Source organism: Kineococcus auxinigenes, from assembly GCF_050871525.1.
GTDB lineage: Bacteria > Actinomycetota > Actinomycetes > Actinomycetales > Kineococcaceae > Kineococcus.
This window is the reverse complement of record NZ_JBKBCT010000003.1, coordinates 181,997-194,895: the sequence shown is the minus strand read 5'-3', so window position 1 is coordinate 194,895 and position 12,899 is coordinate 181,997. Positions and strand designations below refer to the sequence as shown.

The window sequence follows — 12,899 nt, the reverse complement described above, 5'->3', positions numbered from 1 at the left end:
GTGATCTTGCACGGGTCAACGTTCACCCGTGCAAGATCACCGCTGGGGTGGGGTGGGTCGGGGTTTCAGGGGACGGGCGCGGGGGCGGGTGCCGCACCGCTGACGACGGTGGTGTCCCGCCCCGCCTCCTTGCCCTCGTACAGGGCGATGTCGGCCAGGGCGACGGCCTCCGCGGCGCTCAGGCCCGGCTGCCACTGGGCGACCCCGATGGTGCAGGTCTGCCCGCGCGGCACCGCGGCGCGGATGCGGTCGGCGACCGCGCGCGCCCCGGCGGCGCTGCACCCGGGCAGGGCCAGGACGAACTCCTCCCCGCCCCAGCGGGCCAGGGTGTCCACCTCGCGCAGGCACCCGCTCGCGGCGTCGGCGAACTCCTGCAGCAGGTCGTCGCCGGCCAGGTGGCCCTGCGTGTCGTTGTACCGCTTGAAGTGGTCCAGGTCGATCAGGCAGAACGACAGCGGCAGGCCGGTGCGGGCGGCGCGGGCGATCTCCTTGCCGGTGGCCTCGTCCCAGCGGCGGCGGTTGGCCAGGCCGGTGAGGGGGTCGCGCTCCGCGGCCAGGGCGAGCTGCGCCAGCAGGTCGGCGCGCTCCATGCCGTGCGCGGCCTCCTGGGCCAGGGCGGCCATGACGGCGCGGGCCTGCGCGGGCAGTTCCTGCACCCGGGTGCGCCAGACGCTGGCGAGCAGGCCGGCGGTCTGCCCGCCGGCGGTGGTGATCGGCTGGTAGGCGACCGAGACGGCGCCCAGCGCGTCGCGCAGCCGCGCCGAGGCGCCGGTGCACTCGGCGAGGTCGCTGACGAACAGGGGTTCACCGCGCCGGAACGCGTCGGCGAGCACGGTGGGCTCGCCGACGGCGATGCTCACCGGCACCATCCCCTCGCCCCAGACCGCCCGGCTGACCAGGGCGCCGCGGCCGTCGGGCTCGGCGAGGTAGACCCCGTCGGCGCCGGTGATGCGGGCCGTGGCCTCGCACAGCGCCTCGCGGGTGTCGGTGGCGGCGTTCAGGGAGCGCAGCGCACCGGTGAGCAGCTCGGCGGCCTCGGCCTGCCGCTGCGCGTCGGCGGCCTGGCGGCGCACCTCCGCCAGGAGCTCGTCGCGCTCGTCGCGGCCGAGGGCGAGCACGAGGCCGATGACGGCGGCCACGGCGGCGTGCCCCTGCACGAGCAGGGCCCGCGCGGTGTGGTCGCCCACCGCTGCGAACGGTCCGTGCCCGTGCAGCGTGAAGACGACGGCGCAGGCACCGGTGAACAGGCAGTGCAGCACGACGGTGCGGCTGCGGAAGCGCAGCGCCACCCACACGGTGAGCACCGGCAGCAGGAACGTCACGGGCAGGCTGCCCAGCAGCGCGAACTGGGCGGTGTAGGCGGCCGCCGAGACCACGAAGGCGAGGACGGCCTCCGCGGTCCGCGGTCGGCGGGCGCCCGCCGTCACCAGCCGCAGGCCCGCGCAGCCGATCAGCAGGACCGCCAGGCCGTTGCGCGCCACCCAGGTGAGCAGGTCGACCCACCCGGTGCGGTCGGTCTCCCAGGCGGCGGCGGAGGCGGCGAGGACACCGCCGACCGTGACGGCGATGCCGCACGCGGCGAGCAGGCGCACCAGTTGCGGAACCCCGCGCAGCGGCTGCCCGGGGCCGGCGCCGGGGCACCAGCGGCGCAGGAGCACCGTGAACAGGAGGGTCTGGGCGAGGGTGGCGAGGGTGGCGGCGACGGCCAGCAGGGGCGTCGCGCCGGTCGCCAGGTGCACGACGACGCCGGGCACCACGAGCAGGGCGGCGTCGAGCGCGCGCCCGCGGGCGCTGCGCGAGGCGCTGAACCAGACGGCGGCGATCCCGGCGCACGGCGAGACGAGCGCCAGCGCTCCGCCCTCGGGGACCGTGTGGCGGCCCACCACCATCGTGGCGGTGAACAGCGCCGCGAACAGGACGCTGGAGAGGGTGGGGTGCGCGAGCGCCCTGGTCGCGGTGGCCCCGGGTGCCCGGGCGTCTCGGTGGTGCACGTCCCCCGCCCTCCCGTCTGCTGATCGGCGGAGCGCGTCCGGGCTCCCTGCCGAACCGCGCCGTGGTGGTCATCGGCACCGGGGCAGCCGCCTTGAGCCCCAGGGGCGGTGACGGTGCGTGACCGGCTGCCCGTCCGGAGGCGCCGGTCGACGGGCGGACGAGTGGCGCTTCACCTCAGCGCCACCGCTGCCGATGACTGGTGCGTCAGGTGCACCCGGCCGCTGCGGCGGCGGTGCGCAGGGCCGGTGCGGCGGCGACGCCCCCGCACCGCCGAAGAGCCGAGGGAGGAACCGGTCATGGCCAAGGTGCTGGTCGTCGAGGACGACGCGGACATCCGCACCCTGCTGGACCTGCGGCTGCGCGCCGCGGGGCACCGCGTGATCGGGGCGGAGTCGGCGGCGGCGGCCCTGGCGGTCATGGCCGAGCGCGGCGCGCCGGACGTCCTGGTCAGCGACGTGTCCCTGCCGGGCACGACGGGCCTGGAGATGGTCGCGGACCTGCGCGGGCAGCAAGACTACGAGCACCTGCCGGTGATCTTCCTCAGCGGCCGGGTGCAGCCGGCGGACATCGAGGCGGGCCGGGCCCTGGGCGCGGTCTACCTCACCAAGCCCGTCGTGCTGACCGCCCTGTGCACCGCGATCGAGCAGGCGCTGGCGACCGCCGGCTCCGCCGCCGCCTGGTGACCACCGCCCCGCGCGCACCGCGCGCCCGCTCCTCGATCGCCCGGATGCTCACCGCGGGCCTGCTGCTGGCGATCACGACGACCCTCGTGCTGGGCGGCAGCTCGTACGCGCGCATCCAGACGCTGCTGGCCGAGCGCGCCGACGTCGACGCCACCCACGCGGTGCTGGACGACATCGCCACCCTGCGCGTGCTGGTGCGCGACGCCGAGCGCGGTCAGCGCGGGTACGTCATCACCGGGCGCGAGTACTACCTGGAACCGTACGAGCAGGCCGTCGGCGACGTCGGCGGGCTCGTCGACGAGCTCGTGGACGAGACCGGCACGAGCGCCGCGGCCGCGGCCGCGCGGGACGAGCTGCGCAGCGCGGTGGCGGCCAAGCTGTCGGAGATGCAGAACACCATCGCCCTGCGCCGCAGCGCCGGCTTCCCCGCCGCGCAGGCCGTGATCGCCACCGACGACGGGCGCCGGGCGATGCAGCGCATCACCGCCGCGCTGGACGTCCTGGAGGCCGACGAGCGCGCCCTGCTCGCGCAGCAGCAGCGCACCGCCACGCTGAACGCCGCCCGCACCCGCGCCCTGATCCTGGCCGGCACCACCTGCCTCGTCCTGCTGCTGGCCGCCGGGGCCCTGTGGGTGGACCGGCGCATCGTGCGGCCCGTGCAGGGCGTGGCCGCCGCCGCGCAGCGGCTCGCCGCCGGGGAGGCCACCGAGCCGGCCGTCGTCACCGGGCCGGCCGAGGTCGTCGCCGTGGGCCAGGCCGTGAACACCGCGCTGGAGGTCCTGGTGGCCTCGCGCGACAAGGCCGTCGCGGCGGACCGGGCCAAGTCGGCGTTCCTGGCGACGATGAGCCACGAGATCCGCACGCCGATGAACGCCGTGATCGGCATGACCGACCTGCTGCTGGACACCCCCCTGGACCCCCACCAGCGCGAGCTGGCCGAGACCGTCCGCGACAGCGGTGAGACCCTGCTCGTCGTCATCGACGAGGTCCTGGACTTCTCCCAGCTGCAGGCCGGCAGCCTGCGCCTGGCCGACGAGCCGTTCGACGTGCGCGCCTGCGTCGCGGGTGCCGCAGCGCTCGTGCGCCACGAGGCGGGCGCCAAGGGCCTGGAACTGGTCGTCGAGGTCTCCCCCGCCGTGCCGGCGGCGCTGCGCGGCGACGCGCCCCGCCTGCACCAGGTGCTGGCGCACCTGCTGCGCAACGCCGTGACGTTCACCTCCCGCGGCGAGGTGGTGCTCAGCACCGTCGTCGTCCCCGGCGCGCCCGGCACCGCACCGCTGGTGCGCTTCTCGGTGCGCGACACCGGGACCGGCATCCCCGCCGAGCGCATCGGCGAGCTGTTCCGCTCGTTCGCGCCGCTGGACCCCTTCACCCGCCCGCAGGGCGGTGTGGGCCTGGGCCTGGCGATCTGCTCGGGGCTGGCCGAGGCCATGGGCGGCGCCCTGCGGGTCGACAGCACCCCCGGCATCGGCTCCACGTTCACCCTGGACGTCCCGCTGGCCGAGACCACCGGCGCGCTCGCCGCGACGGCCCTCCCCACCGCCGACCTGACCGGGCGCGACGTCCTCGTCGTCGACGACAACGCCACCAACCGCCGCGTGCTGCAGCTGCAGCTGCAGGGCTGGGGCGCCACCTGCACGGGGGTGTCCTCCGCCGGCGAGGCGCTCGCCCTGGTCGCGGGCGGCCGGGCCTTCGACGCCGCGCTGGTGGACATGCACATGCCCGGCACCGACGGCGAGGAGCTGGCGAACGCGCTGCGGGCGCTGCCCACGGGCCGCGACCTGCCGCTGGTGCTGCTGACCAGCGGCCAGCGGCACCCCTCGGCCACGGCGGCCGGCGTCGTCGACGCCGTCCTGAGCAAGCCGGTGCGCGCCACCCTGCTGGAGGAGGCGCTGCGCGGGCTGCTCGGCGCCGCCGGGACCGGCGCGGGCTCCACCACCGCGCGACCCGCCACCGCGACTCCCGCCACCGAGGACCCCGCCGCGCCGCGCCGCGCCGCCGAGGACCCCGCCGCGGCGCCCGTGGCCCGCGGCACCGCCCTGCGCGTGCTGCTCGCCGAGGACAACGCGGTCAACCAGAAGGTCGCCCAGCTCCTGCTGGCGAAGTTCGGCCACGAGGTCGACACCGTCGACAACGGCCTGCAGGCCCTCGAGGCGGCGCGCGCCTCGCGCTACGACGTCGTCCTGATGGACCTGCACATGCCCGAGATGGACGGCCTGCAGGCCACCCGGCTCATCCGCTCCGAGGTCCCCGGGGAGCTGCAGCCGCGCATCATCGCGCTGACCGCCAGCGTCCTGTCCGAGGACCGCGACGCGTGCCGCGAGGCCGGCATGGACGACCACCTCACCAAGCCGGTGCGGGCCCGCGAGCTGGAGAACGCGCTCGCCAGGGCGCTCTCGGCGGTGGGCGACGCCCCCGCCGGCGCGTGGTGGGCGCAGGCCGCCGGAGCGCCGGACCCGCGGGCGTCTGCCCCGGCGGGGGTCCCGGTGACGGTTCCGCTGGAGGTGGCCGTGCGCGCCCGCATCGCCGACCTCGGCGGCGCGGACACCGACGCCGACCGGGCGCTGTTCGCGCAGCTGCTCACCTCGTTCGTCGAGCGCGCCCCCGGCGCCGTCGCCGACCTGGAGGACGCCCTGGCGTCGGGGGACGCGCGCGAGCTGGAGACCCGCGCGCACAGCCTGAAGGGGTCCGCCGCCAACCTGGGCGCGGAGGTCCTGGCCCAGCTGTGCGCCGACCTGGAGGCGCGGGCGCGCGGCGGCGAGGCCCCGGCCGGCCGGTCCCTGAACGGGTTGCGCGAGGAGCTGGAGCGCACGTGCCGCACCTTCAGCGCCGTCGCCGCGGAGTTCACCGCCGCCCTGCTGGACCCCGCCGGGGCGGTGCCGGCCGACGAACCCGCGGGGTGGTGAGCCGATGACGCCCAGCGAGGTGGTCCAGGACTCAACCACCGGCGGGACGCGCCGATGAACGGACGGGTGGGCGAGGGGCCCACGCCGGCAGGACACGGGAAGGTGGTTCGAGCGGACGTGCAGGAGGGTTCCACGGTCGTGCGGCGCACCCCCACCGGCCCGGAGCGGGCGCTGGGCGCCGCCGAGCGGGCGGAGCTCGAGGTGCTGCGCCAGGCACTGGCCTGCGCACCGGACGCGTTCGTCTCCATCGACGACGACGGGGTGCTCACCGACTGGAACCAGGCCGCCGCCGACCTGCTGGGCTGGGAGCGCACCGAGGTGCTGGGCCTGCCGATGACGGAGGTCGTCGTCCCGCCGGAGCTGCGGCGGGCGCACGACGCGGGCCTGGCCCGCTACCGCGCCACCGGTGAGCGGACGGTGTCCGGGCGCCCCGTGCAGGTCGAGGCGCTGCACCGCGACGGGACCCGCGTGCCCGTGGAGATCACCATCTGGCCCACCTGGGTGGCCGGGGAGCGCCGCTGCCACGCGTTCCTGCGCGACCTGCGCCCGCGCCGCGCCGCCGAGCAGGCGCTGGCCCGCAGCGAGGAGCTCTCGCGCACCACGTTCGACGCCAGCCCCTCGGGGATCGCCGTCCTCGAGGCGGACGGGACGATCGTGCAGGTGAACCCGGCGCTGGCCGCCCTGCTGGGCCGCGGCGCGGGCGAGCTGCTGGGCCTGACCACCGCGGACCTCGTGCACCCGGAGGACCTGGCGGTCTGCCGGGTCGCCGGCGCGCAGGCCGACGCCGCGCCCGGCAGCGCGGTCGCGGTCGAGCACCGGCTGCGGCGCGCCGACGCCGGTCACCTGCTGGTGCGCTCGCACGTCACCACCGTCCTGACCCCCACCGGCGAGCAGCGCCGCGTGGTGCAGATGGAGGACGTCACCGAACGACGCGACGAGCAGGAGCGGACCCGCCGCCGCAGCCGCGTGCTGCTGACGACGGTGCGGGTGCAGCAGGCGGTCGCCGCCGCCGGCGCCGACCGGGCGGCCGTGCTGCAGGCCGTCGCCGACGGTGCGGTGGCCGCGTTCGAGGCCGCCGACGGGGCCGTCGTGGAGCTGCTGGAGGCCGGGCAGCTGCGCTACGCCGCCACCGCCGGCGCGCTGGCCGCCCACGCGGGGCTGCGCCTGCCCGCCGCCGGGTCGCTGTCGGGCACCGCGATCGAGCAGGGGCTCTCCGTGGTGTGCGAGGACACCGCGACCGGCCCCCGGGTGGACGCCGAGGCGTGCGAGCGCACCGGGGTGCGCTCCACGTGCACCGCCCCGCTGGTCAGCGGCAACCGGACGGTGGGCGTGCTGAAGGTCTCCAGCGGCACCGCCGGCGCCTTCACCGCGGAGGACGCCCAGCTGCTGCAGCTGCTCGCCGGCAGCCTGGCCGCCGGGTTGCGCCACGCCGACGACGCCGCGCGCAACGCCACCCTTCTGGCCGAGTGCACCGCCGCGCTGGAGGCGCTGGAGATGAGCGAGCAGCGCTTCCGCATGATGTTCGACGGTTCCCCGCTGGGCATGGTGCTGACCAGCCTGGACGCGGCCGACGCGGGCGACTTCCTGCAGGCCAACGCGGCCATGGCCGAGATCACCGGCCACTCCCCCCAGCGGCTGTCGCGCATGGGGCTGCGCGACCTGCAGCACCCCTGGGACGCCGCCGACGGCTTCGCCCTCACCGCCCGCCTGGTCGCCGGTGAGCTGGACACCGCCACCACCGAGACGCGCTTCGTGCACGCCGACGGGCGCACCCTGTGGGTGCGGCTGCGCAGCGCCGTGGTCCGCGACGAGCAGGGGGACCCGCTGTACCTGGTCGCGCAGGTGGAGGACGTGACGCAGCGGCTGGCCGAGCAGGCGCAGCTGGCCGAGCGCAACCGGGAGCTGGAGGCCGCCAACCAGCTCAAGCTGGACCTCATCGGCATGCTCGGGCACGAGATCGCCAACCCGCTCGCCTCGATCCAGGGGTACTCGGAGCTGGCCGTGCAGTGCTGGGACCAGCTGGAGGAGGCCGACCGGCGCCGCAGCGCCGAGGCCGTGCACCGCGGCGCCCAGCGCCTGGACACCATCCTGCGCGAGGTGCTGGCGATGGTCAGCGTGGACGCGGGGCAGCTGAGCGCCACCCCGGAACCGGTGCGCGTGCGCGACGTCGTCGACGCCGCCCTGGCCAGCGTGCCGGGGGCGGCCACGGCCGTGGACTGCCCGCCGGACCTGGTGGCGTCCGTGCAGCCGGGCCACCTGGAGCAGGTGCTCGTCAACCTGCTGTCCAACGCGGTGAAGTACGGCGCGGGCGCCACCGCGGTGCGCGCCGAGGCGGCCGGGGACCGGGTCCTGGTGCACGTGGACGACGCCGGTCCCGGCGTGCCGGAGGAGTTCCGCGGCCGGCTCTTCGAGCGCATGGCCCGCGCCGACGCCACCGCCGGCACGGTGCGCGGCACCGGGCTGGGGCTGTACATCGTGCGCGAGCTGCTGCTGGCCAACGGCGGCGACGTGCGCCACGCGCCGCGCCCCGGCGGCGGGTCGGTGTTCACCGTGGAGCTGCCGGCCGCTCGGCGCGGCTGAGCGTCGGACGGTTTCAGCCGGGCCCGGTCGGGGCACCTGTCCCCCATGAGCTTGAACATGGCGGGGAAGGTGTCGGTGGAGCGGCCCCGCACCACCGCGGGGCAGCACCTGTCGCTCCTGGTCGGCGTCCTGCTGATCGCGTTCGGCGTCGCGGGGTTCTTCGTGACCGGGTTCAGCGGGTGGACGGAGGGCACCCACGAGCAGCAGGTGATCGGCTTCGCCGTGAATCCGCTGTCGAACGTGCTGCACCTGGTGCTGGGCGCGCTCGGCGTCCTGGCCCGCACCGGTGCGCGGCGCGCGCGGTGGTACGGGATCTTCCTGGTGGCGGTCGGCATCGCGCTGTTCGCGTACTCCAACAACGCCGACGACAACGCCCTGAACGCGAACTGGCCGACGAGCGCGCTGCACCTGGTGCTGGCGTTCGCCGGCCTGGTGATCGCGTTCGTGCCGGTGCGGGCGGGCAAGCGCCCCAGCACCGCCGAGCTGGGCTGAGCCCGGCTCCCGAGGCGCCACCGGCCCCGGCCCCCCGCGCGGGGACCGGGGCCGGTGCCGTCAGGACGCGGTGTCGCCGGCCTCGCGCGCCTGGGCCCACAGGTCGACGCCGGAGTCGACGGCGAACTCGTCGATGGCGGTGAGCTCGTCCTCGGTGAAGTCGAGGTTCGCCACGGCGGCCACGTTGTCCTCCACCTGCTGCACGCTGCTGGCGCCGATGAGGGTCGTGGTGACCCGCCGGTCGCGCAGCACCCACGACAGCGCCAGCTGCGCCAGCGTCTGCCCGCGCCCGGCGGCGATCTCGTTCAGCCCGCGGATGCGCCGCAGGTTCTCCTCGGTGAGGATCCCCGGGTCCAGCGACTTGCCCTGGGCGGCCCGCGAGCCGGCGGGCACCCCGTCGAGGTAGCGGTCCGTGAGCAGGCCCTGGGCCAGCGCGGTGAAGGGGATGCAGCCGACCCCCTCGGCCTCCAGGACGTCCAGCAGGCCGGACTCGATCCAGCGGTTGAACATGGAGTACGAGGGCTGGTGGATCAGCAGCGGCGTGCCCAGCTCGCGCAGGATCCGCGAGGCCTCCAGGGTGCGCTCGGGGCCGTAGGAGGAGATCCCCACGTACAGGGCCTTGCCGGAGCGCACGACGGCGTCCAGCGCCCCCATCGTCTCCTCCAGCGGCGTCTCGGGGTCGGGACGGTGGTGGTAGAAGATGTCGACGTGCTCGAGGTTCATGCGCTTCAGCGAGGCGTCCAGCGACGCCGTGAGGTACTTGCGCGAACCGCGGTCGCCGTAGGGGCCGGGCCACATGTCCCAGCCGGCCTTGGAGGAGATCACCAGCTCGTCGCGGTGGGGGGCCAGGTCCTCCTTCATCAGCCGGCCGAAGTTCGTCTCGGCGGCCCCGTAGGGGGGCCCGTAGTTGTTGGCGAGGTCCATGTGCGTGATGCCGAGGTCGAACGCGCGCCGGACGATGTCGCGCTGGGTCTGGAACGGCTTGTCGTCGCCGAAGTTGTGCCAGAACCCCAGCGACACCGCCGGCAGTTCCAGGCCGCTGCGGCCGCAGCGGCGGTAGGGCATCGAGTCGTAGCGGTCGGGCGCCGCGAGGTAGCTCACGCCCGGGGACTCTAGGCGCCGCGGCCGCCGGGCGCTCCCGGCGGCCGCCGACCGGGTGCCCCGTCAGGCGGTGGGCGACGTGGTGGGCTCCGTGGTGGGCTCCACCGTCGGTGTCGCAGCGGGCTCCGTCGTGGGGCTGGCGGTCGGCTCCGTGGTGGGCGTGGCGGTCGGGTCGCCGCCGTCCTGCTCGTCGCCGCTGTCGGCGCTGACGCGGGTGGCGGTGGGGCCCGCGGTGCCGCGGGTGCCCTTGACGCTGACGTGGTCGCCGACGGCGATCTCGGCCAGCTCGACCGCGGCGTCGTCGCGGACGATCTTCGCGCTCTCGGCGACGGCCACGACCAGCTCCTTGCCGCGCAGCGACTTGTCGCGGCCGCCGCGGACGGTGACCGTGAGGGTGCCGGCGGCGGCGTCCACGGCGCTGACCGTGCCGTTGACGACGAGGACGTTCCGGGCGCCGCGGGAGCCGCGGGTGACGCGCGGGGCGGGAGCGCCCGTGCTGGTCGCGGTGGGTGTCGCGGTGGGGGTGTCCGTCGGGGTGGCGGTGGGCTCGGCGGTCGGCTCGGTCGTGGCCGTCGGTCCAGCGGTGGGGCTCGCCGTGGGCTTGGCCCGGGGAGCGGCGAGCGCCGCGCCCGTGGTGGGCAGCGCGAGCGCCGCGGCGAGGGCGGCGGTCAGGGCGAGGGTGGTGGTGCGGCGCATCGCGGGTTCCTCCTGGGTGGCCGGGCCGCCTCAGCTGGTGAGGCCCCTGTGCTTTGCGTCCCCGCCTCACGACGGGTTTGCCTTTGTCCGGGCGAGGCGACCGTGCGGGTGCCCCGCCGTCCACCGTGCCCCGGGGGCGGGGCTGGTGTCCAGGGCACCTCACCCGGACGGCGGACGGGCGCCGAGCCCGTGCAGGGCACCGGTCGCGGCGGCGCGGCGGGCGCCGTCGACGAGGACGTCCACGGCGCCCACCCACTGCTCCACGGCGCCGACCCCCACCGGCAGGGCGCGCACGGCCGGGTCGCGCACGACGGCCCGCAGGGCGGGCACGAGGCCGGGGTCGACGCAGCGGGACGGCCGGTCGTGGAAGGGGACGGTGGCGGTGGGCGTGGCCGGCAGGCCGGTGGTGCGCTGCACCCGCAGCAGGGTCTCCAGCGCCGCGCACAGCGCGTCCTGCCGCTGGGTCCACGAGGGCGCAGCCAGGGCCTCGGCCAGCGCGGGGCCGGCGGCGGCGGCGCGGGGCAGGGCGGCGAACGCGGTGCCCCGCCACTTCGGGTAGGGCGGCCAGCGGCGTTCCAGGGTGAAGGCGAGGTGGACGGCCGCGTCGACCAGGCGGGCGGTGACGAGGCGGGAGCCGAGGTCGTCGCCGACCTGCCCGGTGCGGCCGACGAACGGCAGCTCCTGGTCCAGCCGCTGCCAGTCGCAGGCCACCACGTGGAGCAGGACGTCGTCGGGGTACCGGGCCAGGCCCTCGCGCAACCGGGTGGTGCGGCCGTCGGTGTCGGTGAACAGCGGCCCGGCGGTCAACTCCAGCAGGGACTGGCCGGTGGGGACGAGCCAGTCGGCCGGGCCCCAGGGGCGGGTGACGTCCACGCCGAGGCGGGCGGTGGCGAACGCGTCGGGGTCGGCGACCTCGACGCGGTGCACGGGGCGCGGGTCCCAGGTGGTGGGGAACCGGGTGGGCAGGCCGGCGAACTCGCCCGGCAGCTGCGCGGCCAGCAGTTCCCCGACCTCGGTGACGCGGGTGGCGGGGACCAGCAGCGTCAGCCGCAGACCCCAGTCGTGGTCGCGGGAGACGGCGTCGTCCAGGCCGAGGACGTCGGAGCCGGCACCGAGGCGGCCGGCGGCGTGCGGCAGGCCGGGCAGTGAGCGGTGCAGCAACGGGCCGACGACCTGCTGCCAGTACGCGTGGGCGAGGTCCGCGCCGGACCCGGTGGGCGCCGCGGGACCGGTGCCGGGACCTGCGGGTCCGCCGGTCACGGCGCCGGGGGCGTGAACCGGCCCAGCCAGCGGCCCACGACCAGGCTCATGCCCCCCGCCTGCGGGGTGAAGCCCAGCGTCTCGTAGAACTCCCCGGCGTCGTCGGTCCACAGCCCGACGTGCTGGCCGGGCACGCTGTCCAGCAGTTCCCGCACGACCCGCCCGGCCAGGCCCCGGCGGCGGTGCGCCGACGCGGTCCACACGTCCACGAGGTAGGCGTTGCCCACGCCGTCGCTGAGGACGCGGCCCATCGAGACGACCTCGCCGCCGAGCACGGCGAGGACGGTGCGGTGGGAGTTCTCGCAGGAGCGGCGCATCTCCTCGGGGGTGCGGCCGTTGTGGAAACCGTCCGCGCGCAGCGCGGCGTCCAGGGCGTCCCAGTCGACGTCGTCGAGGCGCGAGGTGAGTTCGGGGTCGGTCACGGCGCGAGCGTCTCGGCCGCGGTCGCGGAGCGCAAGCACGTTTCGCCACCCCGGTTCGTGAGCTCATCCCGCGTCCACGACACGCACCACACCGGTCATGTGGGGGTGCACGCTGCACAGGTAGGGGTGCTCCCCCGCCGCGGCGAACTCGTGGCGGAAGGTGCCCCCGCCGACGATTCCGCTGTCGAACCCGTCACCCTGGACGTGGTGCAGGATGCCGCCGTCGTCGAACACCCACTCCACCACCTCCCCGGGACGGACCTCCACCTCGGCCGGCTCGAAGGCGATGTTCCGCACGAGCACGGTGACCGCGGGCCGCGCCGGGACGGCCGCCCGGCCGGGTGCGCAGGACGCGGGAACGGTGGTGGCGGGGACCACGAGCAGCGCTCGCAGCACCGCTCGTCTCCTCACCCCTCGACGGTGACGGTGCCGGTCATGTCCGGGTGCGGCGTGCAGTGGTACCCGAACTCCCCCGCCTCGGTGAAGGTGTAGGAGTACGTCCCGCTGGTCAGCAGCTCGCTCTCCAGACCGGTCAGGTCGTCGCCCACGACGTCGTGCGGCATGCCGCCGTCGTCGAAGACCCACTCGACGGTCTGCCCCTCCTGAACGGTCACCTCCGCGGGCGAGAACTGCATGTTCTTCACCTCGACGCGGACGGCCGGCTGCTCACCGCCACCGGCCGCGGCCTCGTCACCCCCGCCGCAGGCGGCCAGGGAACCGGCGATCACCAGGGCCGGGAGCAGGACGTGCTTCTTCACGGGGGAGCC

11 protein-coding genes and 1 riboswitch are annotated in these 12,899 nt (G+C 76.2%); of the genes, 4 read left to right on the top strand and 7 right to left on the bottom strand.

Annotated elements, in window-relative coordinates; genetic code table 11:
- Positions 1 to 65 precede the first annotated feature (65 nt).
- Positions 66 to 1,991 (bottom strand): sensor domain-containing diguanylate cyclase, encoded by a 1,926-nt coding sequence (locus tag ACRYR9_RS02765; RefSeq protein WP_432492652.1) that lies wholly within the window; start codon positions 1,989 to 1,991, stop codon positions 66 to 68.
- 297 nt (positions 1,992 to 2,288) lie between these two features.
- On the opposite strand from ACRYR9_RS02765, the gene ACRYR9_RS02760 reads away from it, so the two are divergent.
- The 4 genes from ACRYR9_RS02760 (at position 2,289) to ACRYR9_RS02745 (ending at position 8,653) form a co-directional block, all read left to right on the top strand.
- Positions 2,289 to 2,675, top strand: a complete 387-nt coding sequence (locus tag ACRYR9_RS02760) for a response regulator (protein WP_432492650.1) — start codon at positions 2,289 to 2,291, stop codon at positions 2,673 to 2,675.
- Positions 2,672 to 5,581: a hybrid sensor histidine kinase/response regulator gene (locus tag ACRYR9_RS02755; RefSeq protein ID WP_432492648.1), complete on the top strand. Its 2,910-nt coding sequence runs from the start codon at positions 2,672 to 2,674 to the stop codon at positions 5,579 to 5,581. Before ACRYR9_RS02760 ends, ACRYR9_RS02755 begins: the two co-directional genes overlap by 4 nt.
- A 102-nt stretch (positions 5,582 to 5,683) precedes the next feature.
- A complete protein-coding gene (locus ACRYR9_RS02750) occupies positions 5,684 to 8,161 on the top strand; it encodes a sensor histidine kinase (RefSeq protein WP_432492646.1) in 2,478 nt (825 codons plus the stop codon).
- Positions 8,162 to 8,206: 45 nt separating this feature from the next.
- The gene (locus tag ACRYR9_RS02745) at positions 8,207 to 8,653 is read left to right on the top strand and encodes a DUF4383 domain-containing protein (protein WP_432492644.1); all 447 of its coding nucleotides are present in this window, start codon (positions 8,207 to 8,209) and stop codon (positions 8,651 to 8,653) included.
- 60 nt (positions 8,654 to 8,713) lie between these two features.
- Here the strand turns inward: ACRYR9_RS02745 and mgrA are convergent, their stop codons facing one another.
- From mgrA to ACRYR9_RS02715, 6 genes are all read right to left on the bottom strand, one after another.
- Positions 8,714 to 9,754: an L-glyceraldehyde 3-phosphate reductase gene (gene mgrA / locus ACRYR9_RS02740; protein ID WP_432492642.1), complete on the bottom strand. Its 1,041-nt coding sequence runs from the start codon at positions 9,752 to 9,754 to the stop codon at positions 8,714 to 8,716.
- A 63-nt stretch (positions 9,755 to 9,817) separates the two neighbouring features.
- Positions 9,818 to 10,450 carry a hypothetical protein gene (locus tag ACRYR9_RS02735; protein WP_432492640.1) on the bottom strand — a complete coding sequence of 211 codons (633 nt, stop codon included), beginning with the start codon at positions 10,448 to 10,450 and terminating at the stop codon, positions 9,818 to 9,820.
- Positions 10,451 to 10,462: 12 nt separating this feature from the next.
- Positions 10,463 to 10,542: riboswitch (cyclic di-GMP riboswitch) on the bottom strand.
- Between the two features lie 67 nt (positions 10,543 to 10,609).
- Positions 10,610 to 11,710 carry a DUF4037 domain-containing protein gene (locus tag ACRYR9_RS02730; protein WP_432492638.1) on the bottom strand — a complete coding sequence of 367 codons (1,101 nt, stop codon included), beginning with the start codon at positions 11,708 to 11,710 and terminating at the stop codon, positions 10,610 to 10,612.
- Positions 11,707 to 12,132: a GNAT family N-acetyltransferase gene (locus ACRYR9_RS02725; protein ID WP_432492636.1), complete on the bottom strand. Its 426-nt coding sequence runs from the start codon at positions 12,130 to 12,132 to the stop codon at positions 11,707 to 11,709. Before ACRYR9_RS02725 ends, ACRYR9_RS02730 begins: the two co-directional genes overlap by 4 nt.
- Before the next feature lie 63 nt (positions 12,133 to 12,195).
- Positions 12,196 to 12,528, bottom strand: coding sequence for a cupredoxin domain-containing protein (locus tag ACRYR9_RS02720; protein WP_432492634.1), 333 nt, complete (start codon positions 12,526 to 12,528; stop codon positions 12,196 to 12,198).
- Between the two features lie 11 nt (positions 12,529 to 12,539).
- Entirely contained in the window at positions 12,540 to 12,890 is a 351-nt protein-coding gene (locus ACRYR9_RS02715; RefSeq protein WP_432492632.1) for a plastocyanin/azurin family copper-binding protein, read from the bottom strand.
- Positions 12,891 to 12,899 lie beyond the last annotated feature (9 nt).